Here is a 20,074-nt window from a genome sequence, read left to right as displayed (position 1 = left end):
CCCTTGCCCGGCCCCCCACCCGCCCCCCTAAAGTCAGGACAGCACCGCACCCCGGCCGTGTGCCCGAGTGGTTCAGGGACTCGCCTGCAAAGCGAGATACGCGGGTTCGATCCCCGCCACGGCCTCTGACGACAGCCGGCGTGTCCGCGGCTGGCCATAATCTGTCCCCCATCCATCGTGAGGGGGGCGGAATGCCGAAAGTGCCGGAAAGCCGGCGCATAGGACGTATGGCGGTGAACGCAGTGCGCGGACTGCTGGAGCGGCACGGCCACATCGTGCAGGAGATCGACGGCGGCAACGACCACGGCGAGGACCTGCACGTCACGTTCGTCCGGGACGGCCTGCGGACGGAGGATTCCGTGGCCGTGCAGGTGAAGGGCGGAGTCTCGACCCGGACCAGGCGCGGGCACCGCGTACCGGTCGGCGATCACGGGGGCAACTGGCGCGACGGCAGCATCCCCGTGCTCTGCGTCGTCCACGATCCCGAACGCGGCGGGCTCTTCTGGGCCAACGCCACCCGTCAGCTGCGCCGGGCCAGGGCGCTGCGCAAGGCGGTGAAGTCGATCGTCGTCTCCCGGGAGTCGCGGCTGGACGATGCCGGCATCGACGCGTTCGTCCAGGACATGCGGCGCTACCTGGCGTGGGAGCGCGAGGGGGTCGGCAGATGGGCGGATATGGCCGGTGTCGAGTTCGCCCCGGACGACATCGTCAAACCCTTCGAGAACGAGGTCGGCGAACCCATGGTCTTCTGGCAGCGCCGCGGGGAGCAGCACGCGACGCTGCTCCACCACGACATGGACTGGGAACCACTGGCTATCCGGGAGGGGATGCTCCGCTTCAAGCCGATCCCGTTGATCGGCGATGCCATCCTCGACGAGGCGGAAGCGCACTGGCTGATGGGCTGCTTCAAGTCCACGGAATGGTGGCGCCGGCCGATCGGGCAAGGCGAGCCCGTGTGACGCAACTCGCCTGCTTCCCCGGTGCGTTGCGGTGTGCATGGTGATCCCCCCGTCCCGCCGGCGGTGGTGGGCCGCCGGCGTTTTCGCCGTTGTCTCCGCCGGGCGTTGTCGGGCCGGCTGTGCGTCGGAATGACGCGTGGGAAATCACGGTACGTGACGGGTCTGACAATGGGCGTTACGGAGGGTGAAGGGGCAGGTCAGGGCGTGGGGAGGGGTTGGGCGACGGCGGCTTGGGGGCGGATGGGGAGGCGGCCGATGGGGCGGCCGGTGGCGGCGCGGACGGCGGAGGCCACGGCGGCCGGGGCGGTGACGACCGGGACGGCGCTGGCGGCCTTGGCGCCGAAGGGGGCGACCACGTCGCGTTCCTCGATCAGCTTGACGATCCGGATGTCGGGGGCGTCGAGCGCGGTCGGCAGGGGGTAGCCGGTGAGGTCCGGGTGGCGGACCTGACCGCGGGTGGTCCGGAGGTTCTCCATCAGCGCGGCGCCCAGGCCCTGGGTGACCCCGGCCTCGATGCGGGCGCGCAGCTGGCGCGGGTTGAGCACGCGGCCGACGTCCTGCGCGACGGCCATCTCCACCACCCGGACGGTGCCCAGCTCGATGTCCACGTCGGCGACGCAGCGGATCGCGCAGAAGGCGAGGCCGACGAACGCGTCGCCCTGGCCGGTGTCGTCGAGCGGTTCGGTCGGGTGCGGCCGGCACTGCGCGGTGGCCCACAGCTCCTTGCCGTCCAGCGCCTCGGCGACCGTGGTGCTCAGCACCCCGTCGTACGACGTGATCTTGCCGTCGGCGATCTGGAGCAGCTCGGTGGACATCCCGAACTTGTGGGCCAGCGGCTGGAGCAGCTGGGTGCGGACCATCTTGGCGGCCCGCTCCACGGCGCCCCCGGAGACCCAGGTGTGCCGGCCGTGGCAGGCCCGGCCGGCCGGCGGCTGGTCGGTGTCCACGCCCGCGACGTGCACCTCCTCGACGCCCAGCGTCTCCTGGACGATCTGCCGCGCCAGCGTGGCGAACCCGGAACCGGTGTCCACCGCCGCGCAGATGACGGTGGCGACCGACCCGCTGACCTTGACCGTCGCGGTGGACACCTCGTCGGTGCCCTCGGCGCCGAGCATGTGCACCATGCCCAGGGCGTAGCCGACCCCGCGCCGCACCGCGCCCGGCTCGCCGGCGCCCTCGGGGCCGCCCGGGAGCAGCCACTCCGCCTCGGGGGTGTCCTTGGGCAGCTCCGGCAGCGGCGCCTCGGTGACCGCGCGCAGCAGCTCGGCAACCGGGGCGGGGCAGGTGACGGTCTGCCCGGTGGGCAGCAGGTCGCCGGTGGCCATGACGTTGCGCCGGCGGATCTCGTCCGGCTCCAGGCCCAGCTGGGCGGCGAGCTTGTCCATCTGGCCCTCGTACGCGGCGCAGACCTGGAGCGCGCCCTCGCCCCGCATGTGGCCGGACGGCGGGTTGTTGGTGCGCACCGCCCAGCCCTCGACGACGGCGTGCGGGACGACGTACGGGCCGCAGGCGAACGAGACGGCCGCGGCCAGCGCCTCGGCGGAGGTGTCCGCGTAGGCCCCGGCGTCCATCAGGATCTGCGCCTCCACCTTGACCAGCCGGCCGTCGGCGTCGGCGTGGTGGCGGTAGCGCAGCAGCGTGGGGTGGCGGTGGGTGTGGGCGAGGAAGGACTCCTCCCGGGTGGCGGCCAGTTTGACCGGGCACCCCGTACGGAGCGCGAGCAGGCCCAGGGACAACTGGATGCCGGGGTCCTCGCGGTCCCCGGTGGCGCCGGGCACACCGGTCACCACGACCTTGACCTGCTCGGGCGCCAGCCCGAAGGACGCGGCGGCCAGGTCGCGGTCGGCGTGCGGGTCGGTGGACGCGGTGTAGATCTCCACCCCGCCGTCGGGGCGCGGCACGGCGAGCCCGGCCTCCGCCCCGATGGGCGCCGGGTCCTGGCGGCCGATCCGGTAGAACCCCTCGACCATCACCTCGCCGACCGCCTCCGCGTCGCCGAAGCGGAGCGGGATGTGCCGGATGAGGTTGCCGTCCGGGTGCAGCGGCTCGGCCTCGAAGGCCAGCTGGGGGTCGGTGACGGCCTCCAGGACCTCGTACTCGACCACGATGGCGGCGGCGGCCAGCCGGGCGGTGTCGGGGTGGTCGGCGGCCACCGCGGCGATCGGCTCGCCGTGGTAGCGGACCTCGTCCTTGGCGAAGACGGGCCGGTCGGCGGTGCCCCGCCCGTAACCCCGGTCGCCGGGCACGTCCTCATGGGTGACGACGGCACGCACCCCGGGCATCTCGGTGGCGTGCCGGGTGTCCACGGAACGGATCCGCGCCCGGGGGTGCGGGGAGCGCAGCACCGCCGCCCACAGCAGGCCCTCGGCCCACAGGTCGGCGGCGTACGGGAAGGTGCCCTGGGTCTTCGCGGCCGCGTCGGCGGCCGGGAGGGAGGCCCCCAGCCCGTGCGCCGGCGGCTCGTCGGGGATCGGGACGCCCGCCGCGGGCGTCGCGGTGACGGCGGCGCCGTCGGTCGTGCCGGTCATGCCCAGACCTCGCTTCGCTCACGCCCGCCCGTGCGAGGCGCGCGCCTGACGCTGTATCGCTCGCTCATCCGGTGCCCCCCGGCTGCGCGTCCTGGTTGTGCGGTGCCCCGTCCACCGGGTCGGCGGGACCCGCCTGGTGGGGGATGCGGGCGGTGCCGTCCGGCTCCCCGGCGGCGTCCGGCCCGGCGGTGTCCTGCCCGGCGGCCTCGGAACGGGACCTGACGACCTCGGCGACGGCGTCCAGGACGCCCCGGTAGCCGGAGCAGCGGCAGAGGTTGCCGCAGAGCGCCTTGCGGGTCTCCAGCTCGGTGGGGGCGTGGTTGCCCTCCAGGAGGTCGTGGACGGTCATCGCCATACCGGGGACGCAGAAGCCGCACTGCACCGCCCCGGAGGCGGCGAGCGCCCGCTGGACGTCGGAGGGCACGCCGTCGCGCGCCAGCCCCTCGACGGTGCGGACCTCGCTGCCGGCCGCGGTGGCGGCGGGCACCAGGCAGGACGCGACCAGCCGCCCGTCCACCTGGACCGAGCAGGCCCCGCACTCCCCCTGGGAGCAGCCGTCCTTGGCCCCGGCCAGGCCGAGCCGTTCGCGCAGCACGTACAGCAGCGACTCGCCGATCCAGGCGTCGGTGACCGGGCGGTCGGCGCCGTTGACGCGCAGCACGTAGGACGCGGAGGGGTGTTCGTCGTGGCTGTCGGGGACGGCGGGGGCCGGGTCGGCCTCCGGGGTCGCCTCGGGGGCCGGTCCGGGGGGCGTGGCGCCGCTGGAGGGCGCCGGCTCCTCGGTGGCGGCCGGGGCGGCGGGCGCGCCGGGGGCCGGGCCGGGGTCGGTGCCCGTGCCCGTGCCAGGGTCCGTGCCGGCCGTGGCGGGGGCTGTGCCGGGCTCGGCGGCCGGGGCCGGGCCGGGAGTACCGGGCTCCTCCGGCCGGTCCGCGTGCGGGGCCTGGGGGGCCTCGGGGGACGTGCCGGAGGCGCTCACGGCCTCGGCCGGCTCGCGGTCGCCGGACGGGCCCTCGGTCCCGGGCTCGGCCCCGGCCTCCGCCCCGGACAGCCCCTCGGGCGCGTACGGTTCGCCGCTCACGTGCTGGTCGGGTACGTGCTGGTCGTACGCCTGCTGGTCCCCGGGGGTGTGCGCTCCGCCCGCGGCCCCGGCTTCCGCGTACGCGTCCGGGCCCGCTCCCGCGTCCACGGCGGTCTCCGCCTCGGACGGAGCCGGAGCCGGGTGCGCCGCGGGCGCGGGGTGCTCGGCGGCAGGGGCGGGGTGCTCGGCGGGCGCGGCAGGTTCGTGCTCGCCGGGCGCCCCGGCGTCCACCGCGGCACCGGTCTCAGCGACGCGCGCGCCGGCGTCCGGAACACCGGCCTCCGGAACGGCGCCCGCGGCAGCCGCCTCCGTACCGTCCCCGGCGGCCCCCTGGCCCCCGCCGCCCGTGAACGCGTCCGCCGCGAACTGCCCTGTCAGGTCGGGGTGTTCGCCCTCGACCACCGGGACCGACCAGGTGTCCGCGCCCCCGGGGGCGGGCACCTCCTGGCCCGTCCCGTGGGCCGTCTCCGGGGCGGCCGGCGGCCACTGGGCCAGCGCGTCGGCGGGCAGCGACCAGTGGCCGGTCGCCGCCCCCGTACCGGCATCGTGCGCGCCGGCACCGTGCCCGTACGGGTCGTCCGCGGGCGCCTGGTGGTACGGCTCCTCGGCAGCGCCCCCGTGACCCTCCGGACCCGCGCCGACTCCGGGGTCGGCGGCGGTGCCGGCCAACCCGGCAGCGCCATCAGCGCCTACGGCCCCGTGAGCCCCGACAGCCCCGGCGTTCCCCCCGGTGGCGTCGAGGCCGGCGGTGAAGTTCCAGTGGCCGGTGGCGCCGGCCTCCCCGGGGCCGGACGCGGGCGCGCCGCCCTCGTAGGCCGGGGCGGGGTAGCCGCCATCCGCGTAGATCGAGGCGCCGCCGTGGCCGGGCAGCCGGTCGTCGCCGACCAGGTATTCGCCGGACTCCTCCAGGACGTCGTCCGCCGCCGGGACCGCCCACGCGCCGGCGGCCGCCTCCGGGCTGCCCGCGACCGGCCAGTGCACCTGCTCGCCGCCCCACGGCCGGCCGCCCTCGGGGGCGTTGGCCTGGTAGCCGGACGCGTCCTGGTGCGGGGCGCCTTGGTGGTGGCCACCCTGGTGCGGCACGTCCTGGTGCGGCATGTCCTGGTGCGCACCCTGATGCGCGCCCCCCTGGTGCGGGTCCTGGTGGGCGCCGACCGCGCCGTGCTGCCCCCCGTGATCCCCGTGGCCTCCAGGGCCCCCGTGCGCCCCGTAGCCCGCCGCCGGGTCCGCGTACCCGTCGTTCGGGCCGGCGAACGGCATGGTCCAGTGCCCCGTGGCCGCCGGGTCGGTGGCCGCGCCCGGTACCGGGGGCGCGGGGTGCGCGGGGAACGAGGCGGGCGGGGTGTAGCCGTGGCCGGGGGCGGCGAGCGGGTCCGCGCCCGGGGTGCCGTAACCGGCGCCGTACGCCCCGGTGGTGAAGCCCTCGGGGAGCTGGACGAAGGCGGTCGCCTCCGACTCGTACTCGCCGCCCTGCGGCAGCGGCTGCCAGCCCTGCTCGGGGTGCGGCTGCTGCGGTCGGCGGTTGTCGGCGTCACTCATGAGAGCGCCCTCCCAAGTGCGCGGCGGGCCAGGGCTGCCACCGTACGGCGCAGGTGCAGCGCGGCGGGCGGCAGGGTCACCGGTTCGGAACCGTCCGCGGGCGGCGCCGGGTCGGGGATGCAGGCGGCGGCCACGTAGTCGCCGAAGGCGGCCAGCGCCTCGGGGACCAGGCCGCGTTCGCCGTCCCAGTCGATGAGCGAGGCCACCCACTGCTCGGCCTCCAGGGGCCGCAGCGGCATCGCGGCGACCGCGCCGACCGCGCAGCGCACCGCGCGCCGCGCCGGGTCCAGGACCAGCGCGACGGAGGCGGTGGCGCGGCCGGGGCCGGTGCGGCCGGTGGCCTTCAGGAAGGTCTGCGGGGCGTGCAGCAGCGGTACCCGGACGAAGCCGACGAGTTCACCGGGGCGCAGCATCTCGCGGCCGGTCAGCAGGTGGCTGACCGGGATCTCACGGCGGGCGCCCCCGGGGCCGGCGACGATCACCGTGGCCTCCAGGGCGGCGAGCACCGGAAGGGTGTCGCCCGTGGGAGCGCAGGTGACGATGTTGCCGCCGAGCGTCCCGGCGTTGCGGATCTGCGGCGGGCCGGCCGCGCGGGCGGCGGCGGCCAGGCCGGGGATCAGGGCGGCGAAGTCGGGGCGCCCCATACGGGCGAGGGTGAGGCCGGCGCCGAGCAGGGCGTGGCCGTCGAGGTACTGCCAGCCGCGGATCTCGCTGATCCGGCCGAGGCCCACCAGGCCCGCGGGTCTGAGGAGTCCGGCGTTGACCGCCGCCATGAGGTCCGTGCCGCCCGCGACGGGCACGGCGGCGGGCATGGCGGTCAGTGCCGCCACCGCCTCGTCGAGCGAGGCCGGCAACGTCACCGATTGCGACGCGTGCGGTGCGTGCGTGGTCAACCCAGCTGCCCCTTCCCCGGTGTCCCGGCAGTTCCGCTCCGCCGTACGGTACGTGCTCACGGCCCGGACGTGGCAACTCTGGCACATCTTCGCGGGCCCGGTACGCGAGGGGCCGCGAAGCGGTGTTCCGTCCGCGCGGAGGGCGCCGTTCCGGCGGTCGTCGGCCGGTTCCGGTGAACGGGGACCACCGTCCCAGGGACCGGCCCGGCGGGCGCCCTCCTTGCGCGGGGGCTCACACGTTTGGGGGCGCCCCGTCGAAGGGGCGTCCGAGGATGCCGGGGCGTTTCTGCCAGGGCAGCGGGCCGCCGGGCGGGCGGTAGGCGACGCCGAGGGCGTCGAGGCGGGCGTAGTGGGCGGCCATCCGGCGGGTGAAGTCCTGGTAGTCGCGGGCGGCCGGGGCGGGCAGCCGGGACCAGGCGACCTCGGCGAACGCGGCCAGCCGCGGGAAGACCTGGTAGTCCAGGCGCTGCTGACCGTCCATCGCCTCGGTCCAGGCGTTGGCCTGCGTGCCCAGGACGCGCGCGGCCTGTTCGCGCGTCAGTTCCGGGGGCACCGGCTCGAAGCGGTAGACGTCCTCCAGGGTGCGGACGTAGCCGATCGGCACCGGCTCCTCGGGGCCCGCGTCCTGACGGTGGTCCAGATAGACGTGCTGCTCGGGGCACATGACGACGTCGTGGCCCGCCTTGGCGGCGGCGATACCGCCCGCGTAGCCGCGCCAGGAGGAGACCGCCGCGCCCTCCGCCAGGCCGCCTTCGAGGATCTCGTCCCAGCCGATGAGGCGCCGGCCGCGGTCGGCGAGCCAGCGGTCGAAGTGGCGCAGGAACCAGCTCTGCAGGCCGTCCACGCCGTCCACGCCCAGCTCGGCGATCCGGGCGCGGGCGGTGGGCGAGGCCCGCCACTGGTCCTTGGGGCACTCGTCGCCGCCCAGGTGCACGAAGCGGGAGGGGAAGAGCGCGAGCACTTCCTCCAGGACGTGTTCGTAGAAGCGGAGGGCGGTGTCAGTGGGGGCCAGTACGTTGGGACTGACGCCCCAGGTGTCCCAGACCTCCAGGGAGGTGGTGTCGATGACGTCGGTGTTGCCCAGTTCCGGGTATGCCGCGATGGCGGCCTGCGAGTGCCCGGGGATATCGATCTCGGGGACGACGGTGATCTGCCGCTCGGCGGCGTAGGCGACGATCTCGCGCAGATCGTCCTGGGTGTAGTAGCCGCCGTGCGGGCGCGGGTCCCACAGCGGCGAGTCGCGGTGCCCGAGCCGGGTGCGGCGGCGCCAGGCGCCGGTCGCGGTCAGCTCCGGGTAGCGGCGGATCTCGATCCGCCAGCCCTGGTCGTCGGTGAGGTGCAGATGCAGCACGTTCAGCTTGTGGGCGGCGAGCAGGTCCAGATAGCGCAGGACGCCGTCCTTGGGCAGGAAGTGCCGGGCGACGTCCAGCATCAGGCCGCGCCAGCCGAAGCGCGGCGCGTCCTCGATGGTCTGCTCCGGCAGCCCGGGGGCGCGGCCGGGGGCGAGCGGGGCGCGCCGGAAGGCGTCCGGGCCGAGGAGCTGACGGAGCGTCTGCGCGGCCCAGAAGACGCCGGCCGGGCCGCCGCCGGTGAGGCGCACGCCCCAGCGGGCGTCGGCGTCGAGGCGGTAGCCCTCCGGCGGGAGGGCCGGGTCGAGGGCGAGCGCGAGGGTGTCCGGGGCCTCGGCGGAGCCGGGCGGCAGCGGCAGCGCGAAGGCGGCGCCGAGCGTGGCGCGCAGCCAGCGGGCGGTGTCCTCGGTGCCGGGGACGGCGGCCAGCGCGGTCTGCGCACCGAGCCGTACGGTCCTGCGCCCGGTGCCCTCGCCGTCCGCGTCGCGGCTGAGCGGTGCCGGGATCAGGCCCGTGTGGGGAACGGTCTCCAGATCTGTCACGCCCGGAAGTCTTCACCTCCGCGGCGCCGGGGGAAACCCGCCGCGCGCGCCGGGGACGGCGACGGGCCCGGGCCGCTGCGGGACCCGGGCCCGTACGGGCCGCGGCGCGGGGGCGGCGGTGGCGTACCGGCCTACGGGAGGCCGGTCGCCCGCCCGCCTACTTCTTCCCGCCGTCCTTGTCCTTGTCGCCGCCGGCGCCCATGGACTCGAAGATCTCCTTGCACAGCGGGCAGACCGGGTACTTCTTCGGGTCGCGGCCCGGTACCCACACCTTCCCGCAGAGCGCCACGACGGGGGTGCCGTCGAGCGCGCTCGCCATGATCTTGTCCTTCTGGACGTAGTGGGCGAAGCGCTCGTGGTCGCCGTCGCCGTGCGACACCTGCGGTGTCGGCTCTACGAGGGTCCCCGTACCTGCCCCGCGCTCGGGCTCAAGAGTGCTCATAGGTGCCAAGGGTACTCACGCGCGCGGCGAGCCGGGAGCGGCGGCCCGCGGCCGCGTGCACCACCAGCCCCAGGGCCGCGACCCCCGCCGCCATCCAGGGCAGCGCCGCCGCGGACGGGCCGGCCGCCAGCGCCAGGCCGCCGAGCGCGGAGCCCACCGCGCTGCCCAGGTAGAGCGCGGAGTTGTTCAGCGCCAGGGCGACGGTGCCGCGCCGCGCGCTCGCGGCCAGCAGCCGGTGCTGCTGCGGCACCTGGAGCGCCCAGCCGGCCGCGCCCCAGGCCACCAGCGCCACCACCGCGCCGGGCAGCCAGGCGGCGGCCAGCGCCGGCAGCAGCGCCTGGGCGGCGGCGATGACCGCCAGCACCCCGCCGGCCAGCGCCCGGACCCGGCCGGTGCGGTCCACCAGCGGCCCGGCCAGCACGCTCCCCAGCACCCCGCCGGCGCCCCACGCCCACAGGTACGGGGTGACCTCGCGGACGCCGCCGGCCGCGGCCAGCACCGGCGCGAGGTAGGTGTAGAGGCCCAGGCTGGCCACCGCGGCCAGGAAGGACACCGCCACGACGGGCGCCACCGCCCGGTCGGTCAGCGCGGCCAGCCGGGCCCGTACGGGGACGGCGGGCCCCGCGGGCACCTGCGGCAGCAGCGCCGCCAAGCCGCCGAGCGCCACCGCGCCCAGCCCGGTGACCAGCCACAGCGTGGCCCGCCAGCCGGTGTGCTCGGCCAGCAGCACCCCGACCGGTACGCCCAGGACGGTGCCGGCGCTCATCCCGCCCATCACCAGGGCCAGCGCCCGGCCGCGCCGCTCCTCCGGGACGAGCGCGGCGGCGGCCGCGGTGGACAGGGCGGAGTACACCCCGGCGCCGGCGCCCGCGACGGTCCGGGCCGCGAGCAGGGTCCCCAGCGAGGGGGCCAGCGCGGTCAGGCCGTTGCCGAGGGTGAAGACCGCCAGCGCGGCCAGGATCAGCAGCCGGGGCCGGACCCCGGCGAGCAGCCCGGCGACCAGCGGCGCGCAGACCGCGTACGCCAGCGTGAAGACCGTCACCAGCTGGCCGGCCAGCGACACCCGGGTGCCGGTGTCGGCGGCGATCACCGGCAGCAGTCCCGCCATCACATAGGCGTCCAGGCCGAGGGTGAACGCCCCCAGCGTCAGCAGCCACACCTTCCGCATCGCTCCACTCCCCTGGTCCTCCGGGCCGGGGGCGGTCCCCGGTCCCGGTGCGGACCGACGCGGCGAAACGTAGGCAGTCTCCGGATGACGGCGGAAATGCCGGCGGGGAGCATTTATGCTCGGGCGGCATGAATGGCGGAGGCGGTATCCGGGAGAGCGGCGGCGGCCAGGGGGACCACGGCGGCGGGGCCGGGTACGCGGCCGGAGCGAGCCATGGCCGCGACCTCCCCGACCCGCTCGCCGACCCCGTGCTCGACGGCGTCGAGCTGCGGCAGCTGCGGGGATTCCTGGCCGTCGCCGAGGACCTCAGCTTCACCCACGCCGCCGCCCGGCTGCGGACCGGCCAGCCCGCGCTGACCCGCGCCGTCCGGGCCCTGGAGGGCGCGCTCGGCGTCCGGCTGCTGGAGCGGACCACCCGCCGGGTCGCGCTGACCGACGCCGGACGCCGCCTGTACGCCGACCTCGCGCCGCTGCTGCCCCGGCTCACCGCCGCGCTGCGCTCCCCGGCCGGTCCGGCGCTGCTGCGGCTGGGCTTCACCTCGCTGCTGCCGGCCGCCTGCCGGGCGCTGATCGCGGACTTCGAGGCGGCGACCGGGGCCGGGGTGCGGCTGGTCCGCCGGGACGCGCCGCTGGCCGGACTGGAGACCGGGGAGTCGGACGTGGCGGTGGTGCGCGGCGAGGTACCGGCGGACGCCGGGCTGCGCACCGTGCCGCTGCTCCGGGAGCCGCGGGTCGCCGCCGTACCGCGGACCGCCGCCCCGGAGGCGCTGGCCCGCCGGCGGGTGCTGGACTGGGCCGAGCTGGCGGAGCTGCCGCTGGTGGTCAACACCGTCACCGGCACCACCCGCCCCGACCTGTGGCCCGCCGATCGCCGCCCCCGGCCGGCCTGCACCGCGGGCAACGTCGACGAGTGGCTGGAGGCGGTCGCGGCCGGCCACGGCGTCGGGGTGACGACGGAGGCAGTCGCCGCCCGCCATCCGCACCCGGGCATCCGCTACGTCCGGCTGAAGAACGCCCCGCCGGTGCCCGTCCGCCTCGCGCTGCCGGCCCGCGACGCCCACCCGCTCGCCGCGCACTTCCTCGCCCTGGCCACCGCCCGGCCCCGGCCCTGACGACGGCGGGAAGCGGTCCCGGCAAGCCGGTCGGCCCCACCCGGGCCGCGCGGCACCTCCGCTACGACCCCACCGGCACCCCGCCCCGCTCCCGCCGCGTGCCACGCTCCCGCTCCCCCGCCGTCAGCCCCAGCTCGGCGGCGAAGGCCAGCGCGGCCTCCGGGCGGACCTCGTACCAGCAGTCCGGGCCGCAGACCGCGTCCAGGAGCGCGGAGACGTCGCGGGCGCGGACCGTGCGGGCCGCGGCGGCCGCGATGAACGCCCGGACCGTCGCCGCCGGATGGACCTCGGTCTCGGTGCGGGCCACGAGGTGCTCGGTGATCTCCCGGACCGCGGCGGCACCGGGCGCGGCCCAGCCCATCGCCATCCCCAGGCCGTCATCGGGCAGCCCCGCGGGATACGGGGCGCGGGCCCAGGCGCCGTGCTCGTACCAGTAGGCGAAGCCGAGGAGGTTGCCCTCGGCGTCCTCGCGCAGCCGCTCCCAGGGGAGCCAGTCGGGGCCGCCGGCCAGGAAGTCGACCGGTTTGTCGCCGCTGTGGGTGTAGCTGCCGTCGGAGTCCTGGCCGCAGAGCAGGGCGCGGCCGCCGTCGTAGAGGCGCAGGCGCCACCAGTACGCGCCGCCGGCGTTCCAGCACTGGAGGCCGTGCGGGCCGAAGGAGTACTCGTCGCCGTCGTCCATGGCCGCGGCGGCCACCGCCAGCGTCGCGGCCCGCGCCCACACCTGCTCCGGGGCGTCCAGATCCCCGGGCACGCTCGGCCTGTGCATGGTGCTCTCCCCCGTCCGTCCGGCGCGGCCGCGACCGGGGCTCCCCGGGGCAGGGGAGGCCGAGCCGGCGGAGCGTCCGCGCACCGTTCCTGGCACTGCGAACGATAGCGACGGGGTCTGACACTTCCCCATGACGAAGCCGTCACAAAAAGCCCGGCGAACGCCCGGGCGCACCACCCGGCGCGCACCACCCGTCCCGCGCCCCGGGGCGCCGACCGCCCCGACTCAGTTCAGCGACGGATCGTCCGGATACGTGGCCACCATCGCCAGCTCGTTCCGCTGCCGGCGCAGCACCGACCGCCACAGCCGCTCCGGATCGGGCGAGGAGACGTCCCCCGGCTCGGACTCGACGACGTACCAGGCGCCCTCCACCAGCTCGTCCTCCAGCTGGCCGGGCCCCCAGCCGGCGTACCCGGCGAAGATCCGCAGGCTGCCCAGGACCGCGGCGAGCAGCTCCGGCGGGGCCTCCAGGTCCACCAGGCCGATCGCGCCGTGCACCCGGCGCCAGCCCAGCGGCTCGTCCCCGGGGCCGGTGCCGTCCACCGCCGCGGCGTCCGCGCCGGGCGCCCCGCCGCCGGCCGCGGGCGGCCCGTCGCCGCCGGCCGCCCCGCCGGGCACCACGGCCACGCCGAGCGCGGAGTCCAGCGAGACCGGCCCGCCCTGGAAGACCACGCCCGGCTCCCCGGTCAGCCCGGCCCAGGGGGCGAGGATGTCGGCGACGCCCACCGGGGTGGGGCGGTTCAGGATCACGCCGAGGGAACCCTCCTCGTCGTGGTCGAGCAGGAGGACCACCGCGCGGTCGAAGTTCGGGTCGGCGAGCGCGGGGGTGGCGACGAGCAGCCGCCCTGTGAGCGAGGACACCTCGGTCATGGCCACATGATCCCGCACTTCCGCCCGGAAGGGGGAGTCGGCGTCCGGTCCGCCGGGTGAACAGGGCGGGCGTACGGCGGCAGCCCCCGGCGCACGCCCGGCCTCCCGTATGCCGCATCCGGAACATCCGGCACAAGCCTCACAAACAGCGATTACGAATCAAAGGGGGGCCGTAGCGCAGCGTGTTGTGACAAAGCCATTACACGGCCCTACCAGGGGCGCCGCCACGGGCACCCCCTCGGACGCCCTTACCATTTCTCGTGGCCCAGACCGACTCCAGGAACGCGAGATCCATGACCGTCTCTACTGACGACGTACTGCTTGTCCACGGCGGCACCCCGCTGGAGGGTGAGATCCGGGTTCGCGGCGCGAAGAACCTCGTCCCCAAGGCCATGGTCGCCGCCCTGCTCGGCAGCGGTCCGAGCCGGCTGCGCAACGTCCCCGACATCCGGGACGTGCGCGTGGTGCGCGGGCTGCTCCAGCTGCACGGCGTCACGGTCCGCCCCGGTGACGAGCCGGGCGAGCTGGTCCTCGACCCGTCGCACGTGGAGAGCGCCAACGTCGCGGACATCGACGCGCACGCCGGCTCCTCGCGGATCCCGATCCTGTTCTGCGGCCCGCTGCTGCACCGGCTGGGCCACGCCTTCATCCCGGGCCTGGGCGGCTGCGACATCGGCGGCCGGCCGGTGGACTTCCACTTCGACGTGCTGCGCCAGTTCGGCGCGAGGATCGAGAAGCGCGACGACGGCCAGTATCTGGAGGCCCCGCGCGGGCTGCGCGGCACCAAGATCCGGCTGCCGTACCCGTCGGTCGGCTCGACCGAGCAGGTGCTGCTCACCGCGGTCCTGGCCGAGGGCGTCACCGAGCTGTCGAACGCCGCGGTCGAGCCGGAGATCGAGGACCTGATCTGCGTGCTGCAGAAGATGGGCGCGATCATCTCCATGGACACCGACCGGACGATCCGGATCACCGGTGTCGACAAGCTCGACGGCTACACCCACCGGGCCCTCCCGGACCGCCTGGAGGCCGCCTCCTGGGCGTCCGCGGCGCTGGCCACCGAGGGCAACATCTACGTCCGGGGCGCCCAGCAGCGCTCGATGATGACGTTCCTGAACACCTTCCGGAAGGTCGGCGGCGCCTTCGAGGTGGACGACGAGGGCATCCGCTTCTGGCACCCGGGCGGCTCGCTCAACGCCATCGCCCTGGAGACCGACGTCCACCCCGGTTTCCAGACCGACTGGCAGCAGCCCCTGGTGGTGGCGCTGACCCAGGCGTCGGGCCTGTCGATCGTCCACGAGACGGTCTACGAGTCCCGGCTGGGCTTCACGTCCGCGCTCAACCAGATGGGCGCGCACATCCAGCTCTACCGCGAGTGCCTGGGCGGTTCGGCCTGCCGCTTCGGCCAGCGCAACTTCCTGCACTCCGCGGTCGTCTCCGGCCCCACCCGCCTCCAGGGCGCCGACCTGGTCATCCCCGACCTGCGCGGCGGCTTCTCGTACCTGATCGCGGCGCTGGCCGCGCAGGGCACGTCCCGGGTGCACGGCATCGACCTGATCAACCGCGGCTACGAGAACTTCATGGAGAAGCTCGTGGAGCTGGGCGCGAAGGTGGAGCTGCCGAACGGCAACCCGCGGGGCTGACCCCCGCCGCCCCGCCACAGGGGCGCTCACCGGGCCTCAGAAGGCGCCGCACGGCCGCGATCCGCTCCGGCCGGCGGCGCCTTCGCCGTACCCGGACGGGGCGCGGGGCCGTGCCTCGCGCGGCCCGGCCCCGTACGAAACCCGCGCGCGGCCCTGGACCGGGCGCAGGCGGGCATACGAGAGGGCGGCCACCCTCGGGAAGGGTGGCCGCCCGCTATGCCGTGGGAAGGGCCTTACTTGCCCTTGGCGGCTTCCTTGAGCTTCGAGCCCGCGGAGACCTTCACGCTGTAGCCGGCCGCGATCTGGATCGGCTCACCGGTCTGCGGGTTCCGCGCGGTGCGAGCGGCACGGTGGGTGCGCTCGAAGGTCAGGAAGCCGGGGATGGTGACCTTCTCGTCGCCCTTGGCGACGACCTCGCCGACGGTCTCGGCGAGCGCGGCCAGAACGGCGTCGGCGTCCTTGCGGGTCACCTCGGCGCGATCGGCCAGTGCGGCCACCAGCTCACTGCGGTTCATGTATGTACTCCCGTGTTCTTCTTGCCAATGCGGCGGGCCACGCGGCGGAGCCGCACATTTGGGGTCAGCGAAGCCGATGCTGCCAGGGCCCTCGGACAGTCTCCGGACCCGGGTCTGCGATGCCAGACCCTCGCGCCCGACTACGCATCCTGCCCCCACCTGCGGCGGTAAAGCCAATCCGGCACCCCTGGAGGGTCACCCGCCACCCTATGGGTGGCCCGGTGGAGGCCAGATCCGCGACGCGCCGTCTCAGACGCCCGTGGCGGCCGTCACAGCCTCGCCGGCGGCCTTGGCCGCGTCCCGTACCGCGCCGGCCACCGCGCCCGCGACCTTCTCGTTGAAGACGCTGGGGATGATGTAGTTCGCGTTGAGCTCGTCGTCCAGCACGACGTCGGCGAGCGCGCGGGCGGCGGCCAGCATCATCTCGGTGTTCACCGTACGCGACGCGGCGTCCAGCAGGCCGCGGAAGACGCCGGGGAAGACCAGGACGTTGTTGATCTGGTTGGGGAAGTCGGAGCGGCCGGTGGCCACGACGGCGGCGGTCTGACGGGCCAGCGCCGGGTCGACCTCCGGGTCGGGGTTGGCCAGCGCGAAGACGATCGCGCCGTCGGCCATCTTGGCCACGTCGTCGCCGTCGAGGACGTTGGGCGCGGAGACGCCGATGAAGACGTCGGCGCCGACCACGGCCTCCTTGAGGGTGCCGGTGACGCCCTCGGGGTTGGTGTTGTCGGCGATCCAGCGCAGCGCGGAGTCGGGGTCGGCGTCGACGAGGTCGGCGCGGCCGGCGTGCACCACGCCGTGGATGTCGGCGACCACCGCGTGCCCGACGCCGGCGGCCAGCAGCAGCTTGAGGATGGCGGTGCCGGCGGCGCCGGCGCCGGACATCACGACCCGGACGTCGCCGATCTTCTTGCCGACCACGCGCAGCGCGTTGGTGAGCGCGGCGAGCACCACGATGGCGGTGCCGTGCTGGTCGTCGTGGAAGACCGGGATGTCCAGGGCCTCGCGCAGCCGGGCCTCGATCTCGAAGCAGCGGGGCGCGGAGATGTCCTCGAGGTTGATGCCCGCGAAGCCGGGGGCGATGGCCTTGACGATCTCCACGATGGCGTCGGTGTCCTGCGTGTCCAGGCAGATCGGCCAGGCGTCGATGCCCGCGAACCGCTTGAAGAGGGCCGCCTTGCCCTCCATGACGGGCAGGGCGGCCTTGGGGCCGATGTTGCCGAGGCCGAGGACGGCGGAGCCGTCGGTGACCACCGCGACGCTGTTGCGCTTGATGGTCAGGCGGCGGGCGTCCTCGGGGTTGTCGGCGATGGCCTGGCAGACCCGGGCGACGCCGGGGGTGTAGACCATCGACAGGTCGTCGCGGTTGCGGATCGGGTGCTTGGACGACATCTCGATCTTGCCGCCGAGGTGCATCAGGAAGGTCCGGTCGGAGACCTTGCCGAGCGTGACGCCCTCGATGCCGCGCAGCTTGGCGACGATCTCCTGGGCGTGGTCGGTGGAGGTGGCGGCGATCGTGACGTCGATCCGGAGTTTCTCGTGGCCGGACGCGGTCACGTCGAGGCCGGTGACCGACCCGCCGGAGGACTCCACGGCCGTGGTGAGCTGGCTGACGGCGGTGCCGCTCGCGGGAACTTCCAGTCGCACCGTCATCGAATACGAGACGCTAGGCGCCGTTGCCATGGCCGACTTCCTCTGCTTTCCCTGGTTTCTCTCTGGGCGGCCCCGGTACTCAGGGGTGCCCGAGCCGGAGCGCGTTGTTCGATCGTCCCACCTACCAGCCGGTACACGGTAACCAGCTACGAATTTCGGAAAGACTCTTCCACCATACGAGAGTTACTCGGTGAAGTGGAAGCCCCCTCCAGGGTCGCGATCCGGCCATCCGGAAACCGGCGCCGGCGCGGCGGTGGAAAACGACCGCGGGCGCCCCTCCGGAAGGAGGAGCGCCCGCGCTGTGCTTGATGACACCGACCCGCCATGCTCGCCTCGCGGCAAGTGGTCGCTCGTAGCGACGATGGTTGGGCCCGGGGGCTTGGATCGGGCCGGTGCCACACCCAGGCTAACAAACCCTCCCGGCAAGCGAATCCCGTCCCGCGCAATCACGTAAGCCACGCGGCGGACGCCGGCCGCGGCCGTCAGTCGCGCAGCAGGTCGGGGACCCCGTCCGCGTCCGGGTCGTCCGGGGCGGCGGAGAGCACCGTCAGGCGCTGGGTGGCGCGGGTCAGGGCCACGTAGAGCACCCGCAGGCCCGCCGGGGACTCGTCGGCGATCTCGGCGGGCGAGACCACCAGCGTGGCGTCGTACTCCAGGCCCTTGGCCTCCAGGGAGCCCAGCGCCACCACCCGGTCGCCGAGCCCGGCCAGCCAGGCGCGGGCCTGCTCGCGGCGGCGCATCGCCACCACCACGCCGACCGTGCCCTCGACCTCGTCCAGCAGCCGGGCGGCCTCGGCGGCGGTGGCGCGGGCCAGCGCCGCCTCGTCCGTACGGGCCGCGCCCCCGGAGCCGTCCGGGCCCGGTACGACCGCGAAGCGGGGCGTAAGGCCCGTCGAGCGGACCGCCCGGGGGGCCGGGGTGCCGGGCATGGCCAGCGCCAGCACCCGGGACGCCAGGTCGGCGATCTCGGCGGGATTGCGGTAGTTCACGGTGAGGGTGAAGCGGCGGCGGGGGCGGGTGCCGAGCGCCTCGTCGCGGGCCTGCGCCGCCTCGTCCGGGTCGGACCAGGAGGACTGGGCCGGGTCGCCGACCACGGTCCAGGTGGCGTGCCGGCCGCGGCGGCCGACCATCCGCCACTGCATCGGCGTCAGGTCCTGCGCCTCGTCGACGATGATGTGCGCGTAGTCGGCGCGCTCCTCCTCCAGCCGGTCGCGGCGGGAGCGGCCGCCGGCGAGCCGGTCGGCGTAGGTGGTCAGCTCCTCCAGGCCGGTGAGCTGGTCCAGCGGGTCGGCCTCGCGCGGGCGGGCCGGGCGGGCCGGGGCGCCGAGGATCTGCTGGAGCTCGTCCAGCAGCGCGACGTCGTGGACGGACAGCGGGCCCTGCCCGTCGTCGCCCAACCGCCGCAGGGAGCGGGCGAGTTGGCGCGCCTCGCGGGGGTTGAGCAGGCGGCGGGACCAGCGGCCGAGGCGGCGCTCGTCGGCCATCGCCGCGAGCACCCCACGCGGGGTCAGCTCCGGCCACCAGGCGTCCAGGAACGCCTGGAACTCCGGCTCGGTGGTGAGGTCCTCGTCGAAGCCCTGGCGGGCCTCGGCGACCAGCTCCGGGTCGGTGTAGCGGCGGGCGGCGCCCGACTTGGCCCACAGGGCGTCCAGGATGAGCCGGCGGGCGCGCGGGCGCAGGAGGTTGACCGGGGCGGTGCCGCCCAGCGCGGTCTGCCGGACGGTGCGCAGCTCGGCCGCGTCCAGCTCCAGGCGGGCGCCGAACGCGACGACCCGGAGGCGGTCCGGGACGGCGGGCGCCGCCTCGGGGTCGTCCAGGGCGAGCTGGCCGGTGTCGGCGGCGCGGGCGGGCGCGGTGGCGCCCTCCAGCGCGCCGCGGGCGGCCCGGCGCAGCAGCTTCGCCATCCGCGCCGAGCCCTTGATCCGGGCCACCGCCGGCGGGTCGTAGGCACTCGCCTCGGCGCCGTCGACGAGCGAGCCGAGCGCCCGGATGGCGACCTGGCCCTCCTCGCCCAGCGAGGGCAGTACGCCCTCGGTGTAGGCCACCAGGAGCGGGGTCGGGGAGACGATCAGGATGCCGCCGGCGTAGCGGCGGCGGTCCTGGTAGAGGAGGTAGGCGGCGCGGTGCAGGGCGACCGCGGTCTTGCCGGTGCCGGGGCCGCCCTCGACCTCGGTGACGGAGGCGGCGGGCGCCCGGATCACCAGGTCCTGCTCGGCCTGGATGGACGCGACGATGTCCCGCATGGTGTGGCTGCGGGCCCGGCCCAGCGCGGCCATCAGCGCGCCGTCGCCGACCGCCGGCAGCTCCTCGCCGTCCAGGGTCGCGGTGACCTCCGGGCGCATCAGGTCGTCCTCGACGCCGAGCACCCGGCGGCCCTTGGAGCGGATGACGCGGCGGCGGACGACCCGGCCGGGGGCGACCGGGGTGGCGCGGTAGAAGGGGGCGGCGGCCGGCGCCCGCCAGTCGATGACCAGCGGGGAGTAGTCCGCGTCCAGGACGCCGAGGCGGCCGATGTGCAGGGTCTCGGCGATCGCGGCGCGGCCGTCGCGGATCGCGCCGTCGGCGGGCTCGACGGAGGTGTAGGCGCCGTCCGGGCCCTTCTTGCCGTCCTTGCCCTGGAGCAGGTCGATCCGGCCGAAGAGGAAGTCCTCGTACTCGGAGTTGAGCCGGTGCAGGTGCATACCGGCCTGGAAGACCTGGGCGTCGCGTTCGGCGAGCGCGCCGGGCGTGCCGACCTGGCCGCGCCGGGCGGCGTCGTCCATCAGGAACTCCGCCTCGTGGATCTTCTCCTCGAGGCGCCGGTAGACGCGGTCGAGATGGGCCTGTTCGGCCTCGATCTCGCGGTCGCGGACGGAATCCGGTGCGTTCTCCGGTGCGTGCGTGGCGTTGTGCGCGGCCACCCAGGCCCCCTTCTGCTGTGCGTAGGGCAGCCGTCAACCGTACGCGAACGCGGCACCGCGCGCACCTGGCGGTACGGACAAAAACGGACGGAGCCGGTCGGATGTTGTCTCAAGGCGCGG

General features: G+C 75.6%; 14 protein-coding genes and 1 tRNA gene. 4 read left to right on the top strand and 11 right to left on the bottom strand.

Translation table 11 applies throughout. The features are described 5' to 3' along the window. The first annotated feature begins 53 nt into the window (after positions 1–53). Positions 54–125, top strand: a tRNA-Cys gene (locus tag ADL22_RS24805). Positions 126–227: 102 nt separating this feature from the next. Continuing rightward, entirely contained in the window at positions 228–959 is a 732-nt protein-coding gene (locus ADL22_RS24800; protein ID WP_066983962.1) for a DUF4365 domain-containing protein, read from the top strand. Between the two features lie 197 nt (positions 960–1,156). Here ADL22_RS24800 and ADL22_RS24795 read toward each other — a convergent pair whose 3' ends face one another. The 6 genes from ADL22_RS24795 to ADL22_RS24770 form a co-directional block, all read right to left on the bottom strand. Then, positions 1,157–3,487, bottom strand: a complete 2,331-nt coding sequence (locus ADL22_RS24795; protein WP_199836369.1) for a xanthine dehydrogenase family protein molybdopterin-binding subunit — start codon at positions 3,485–3,487, stop codon at positions 1,157–1,159. A 64-nt stretch (positions 3,488–3,551) separates the two neighbouring features. Next, on the bottom strand, positions 3,552–6,104 hold the full coding sequence (locus tag ADL22_RS24790) for a (2Fe-2S)-binding protein (RefSeq protein WP_066983959.1): 2,553 nt from the start codon (positions 6,102–6,104) through the stop codon (positions 3,552–3,554). Further along, positions 6,101–6,997: an FAD binding domain-containing protein gene (locus tag ADL22_RS24785; protein WP_066983956.1), complete on the bottom strand. Its 897-nt coding sequence runs from the start codon at positions 6,995–6,997 to the stop codon at positions 6,101–6,103. The genes ADL22_RS24790 and ADL22_RS24785 overlap by 4 nt, the downstream gene beginning before the upstream one ends. Before the next feature lie 232 nt (positions 6,998–7,229). Next, positions 7,230–8,888 (bottom strand): beta-N-acetylhexosaminidase, encoded by a 1,659-nt coding sequence (locus ADL22_RS24780; RefSeq protein WP_066983953.1) that lies wholly within the window; start codon positions 8,886–8,888, stop codon positions 7,230–7,232. Positions 8,889–9,045: 157 nt separating this feature from the next. After that, the gene (locus ADL22_RS24775) at positions 9,046–9,330 is read right to left on the bottom strand and encodes a DUF3039 domain-containing protein (RefSeq protein WP_026247947.1); all 285 of its coding nucleotides are present in this window, start codon (positions 9,328–9,330) and stop codon (positions 9,046–9,048) included. Next, positions 9,317–10,498, bottom strand: coding sequence for an MFS transporter (locus tag ADL22_RS24770; protein ID WP_066983950.1), 1,182 nt, complete (start codon positions 10,496–10,498; stop codon positions 9,317–9,319). Before ADL22_RS24770 ends, ADL22_RS24775 begins: the two co-directional genes overlap by 14 nt. Positions 10,499–10,626: 128 nt before the next feature. Here ADL22_RS24770 and ADL22_RS24765 point away from each other — a divergent pair, with 128 nt between their 5' ends. After that, positions 10,627–11,610: a LysR family transcriptional regulator gene (locus ADL22_RS24765; protein ID WP_079064398.1), complete on the top strand. Its 984-nt coding sequence runs from the start codon at positions 10,627–10,629 to the stop codon at positions 11,608–11,610. A 61-nt stretch (positions 11,611–11,671) separates the two neighbouring features. Here ADL22_RS24765 and ADL22_RS24760 read toward each other — a convergent pair whose 3' ends face one another. Both ADL22_RS24760 and ADL22_RS24755 read right to left on the bottom strand, forming a co-directional pair. Beyond that, positions 11,672–12,376 carry a hypothetical protein gene (locus tag ADL22_RS24760; RefSeq protein ID WP_066983948.1) on the bottom strand — a complete coding sequence of 235 codons (705 nt, stop codon included), beginning with the start codon at positions 12,374–12,376 and terminating at the stop codon, positions 11,672–11,674. Between the two features lie 225 nt (positions 12,377–12,601). Then, a complete protein-coding gene (locus tag ADL22_RS24755; RefSeq protein ID WP_066983945.1) occupies positions 12,602–13,246 on the bottom strand; it encodes a YqgE/AlgH family protein in 645 nt (214 codons plus the stop codon). A gap of 293 nt (positions 13,247–13,539) precedes the next feature. On the opposite strand from ADL22_RS24755, the gene murA reads away from it, so the two are divergent. Beyond that, complete coding sequence (gene murA, locus ADL22_RS24750; RefSeq protein ID WP_066983942.1) at positions 13,540–14,886, top strand: UDP-N-acetylglucosamine 1-carboxyvinyltransferase; 1,347 nt, start codon at positions 13,540–13,542, stop codon at positions 14,884–14,886. A gap of 233 nt (positions 14,887–15,119) precedes the next feature. Here murA and ADL22_RS24745 read toward each other — a convergent pair whose 3' ends face one another. The 3 genes from ADL22_RS24745 to ADL22_RS24735 form a co-directional block, all read right to left on the bottom strand. Continuing rightward, complete coding sequence (locus ADL22_RS24745) at positions 15,120–15,401, bottom strand: HU family DNA-binding protein (RefSeq protein ID WP_004951951.1); 282 nt, start codon at positions 15,399–15,401, stop codon at positions 15,120–15,122. 249 nt (positions 15,402–15,650) lie between these two features. Next, on the bottom strand, positions 15,651–17,084 hold the full coding sequence (locus ADL22_RS24740; protein ID WP_066983939.1) for an NAD-dependent malic enzyme: 1,434 nt from the start codon (positions 17,082–17,084) through the stop codon (positions 15,651–15,653). A 452-nt stretch (positions 17,085–17,536) separates the two neighbouring features. Continuing rightward, positions 17,537–19,954 (bottom strand): HelD family protein, encoded by a 2,418-nt coding sequence (locus ADL22_RS24735; protein ID WP_066983937.1) that lies wholly within the window; start codon positions 19,952–19,954, stop codon positions 17,537–17,539. Positions 19,955–20,074 lie beyond the last annotated feature (120 nt).

Origin of the sequence: Streptomyces sp. NRRL F-4489, from assembly GCF_001509485.1 — a bacterium.
Lineage (GTDB): Bacteria > Actinomycetota > Actinomycetes > Streptomycetales > Streptomycetaceae > Streptomyces.
The sequence above is the reverse complement of the archived record's forward strand: the minus strand, read 5'-3'. Positions and strand labels throughout refer to the sequence as shown.

Coding starts and splice junctions, on each gene's coding strand:
- ADL22_RS24770 (WP_066983950.1), bottom strand. CDS start 10,498: ATGCGGAAGGTGTGGCTGCTGACGCTGGGGGCGTTCACCCTCGGCCTG.
- ADL22_RS24740 (WP_066983939.1), bottom strand. CDS start 17,084: ATGGCAACGGCGCCTAGCGTCTCGTATTCGATGACGGTGCGACTGGAA.
- ADL22_RS24755 (WP_066983945.1), bottom strand. CDS start 13,246: ATGACCGAGGTGTCCTCGCTCACAGGGCGGCTGCTCGTCGCCACCCCC.
- ADL22_RS24760 (WP_066983948.1), bottom strand. CDS start 12,376: ATGCACAGGCCGAGCGTGCCCGGGGATCTGGACGCCCCGGAGCAGGTG.
- ADL22_RS24745 (WP_004951951.1), bottom strand. CDS start 15,401: ATGAACCGCAGTGAGCTGGTGGCCGCACTGGCCGATCGCGCCGAGGTG.
- ADL22_RS24765 (WP_079064398.1), top strand. CDS start 10,627: ATGAATGGCGGAGGCGGTATCCGGGAGAGCGGCGGCGGCCAGGGGGAC.
- murA (WP_066983942.1), top strand. CDS start 13,540: ATGACCGTCTCTACTGACGACGTACTGCTTGTCCACGGCGGCACCCCG.
- ADL22_RS24795 (WP_199836369.1), bottom strand. CDS start 3,487: ATGACCGGCACGACCGACGGCGCCGCCGTCACCGCGACGCCCGCGGCG.
- ADL22_RS24790 (WP_066983959.1), bottom strand. CDS start 6,104: ATGAGTGACGCCGACAACCGCCGACCGCAGCAGCCGCACCCCGAGCAG.
- ADL22_RS24775 (WP_026247947.1), bottom strand. CDS start 9,330: ATGAGCACTCTTGAGCCCGAGCGCGGGGCAGGTACGGGGACCCTCGTA.
- ADL22_RS24800 (WP_066983962.1), top strand. CDS start 228: ATGGCGGTGAACGCAGTGCGCGGACTGCTGGAGCGGCACGGCCACATC.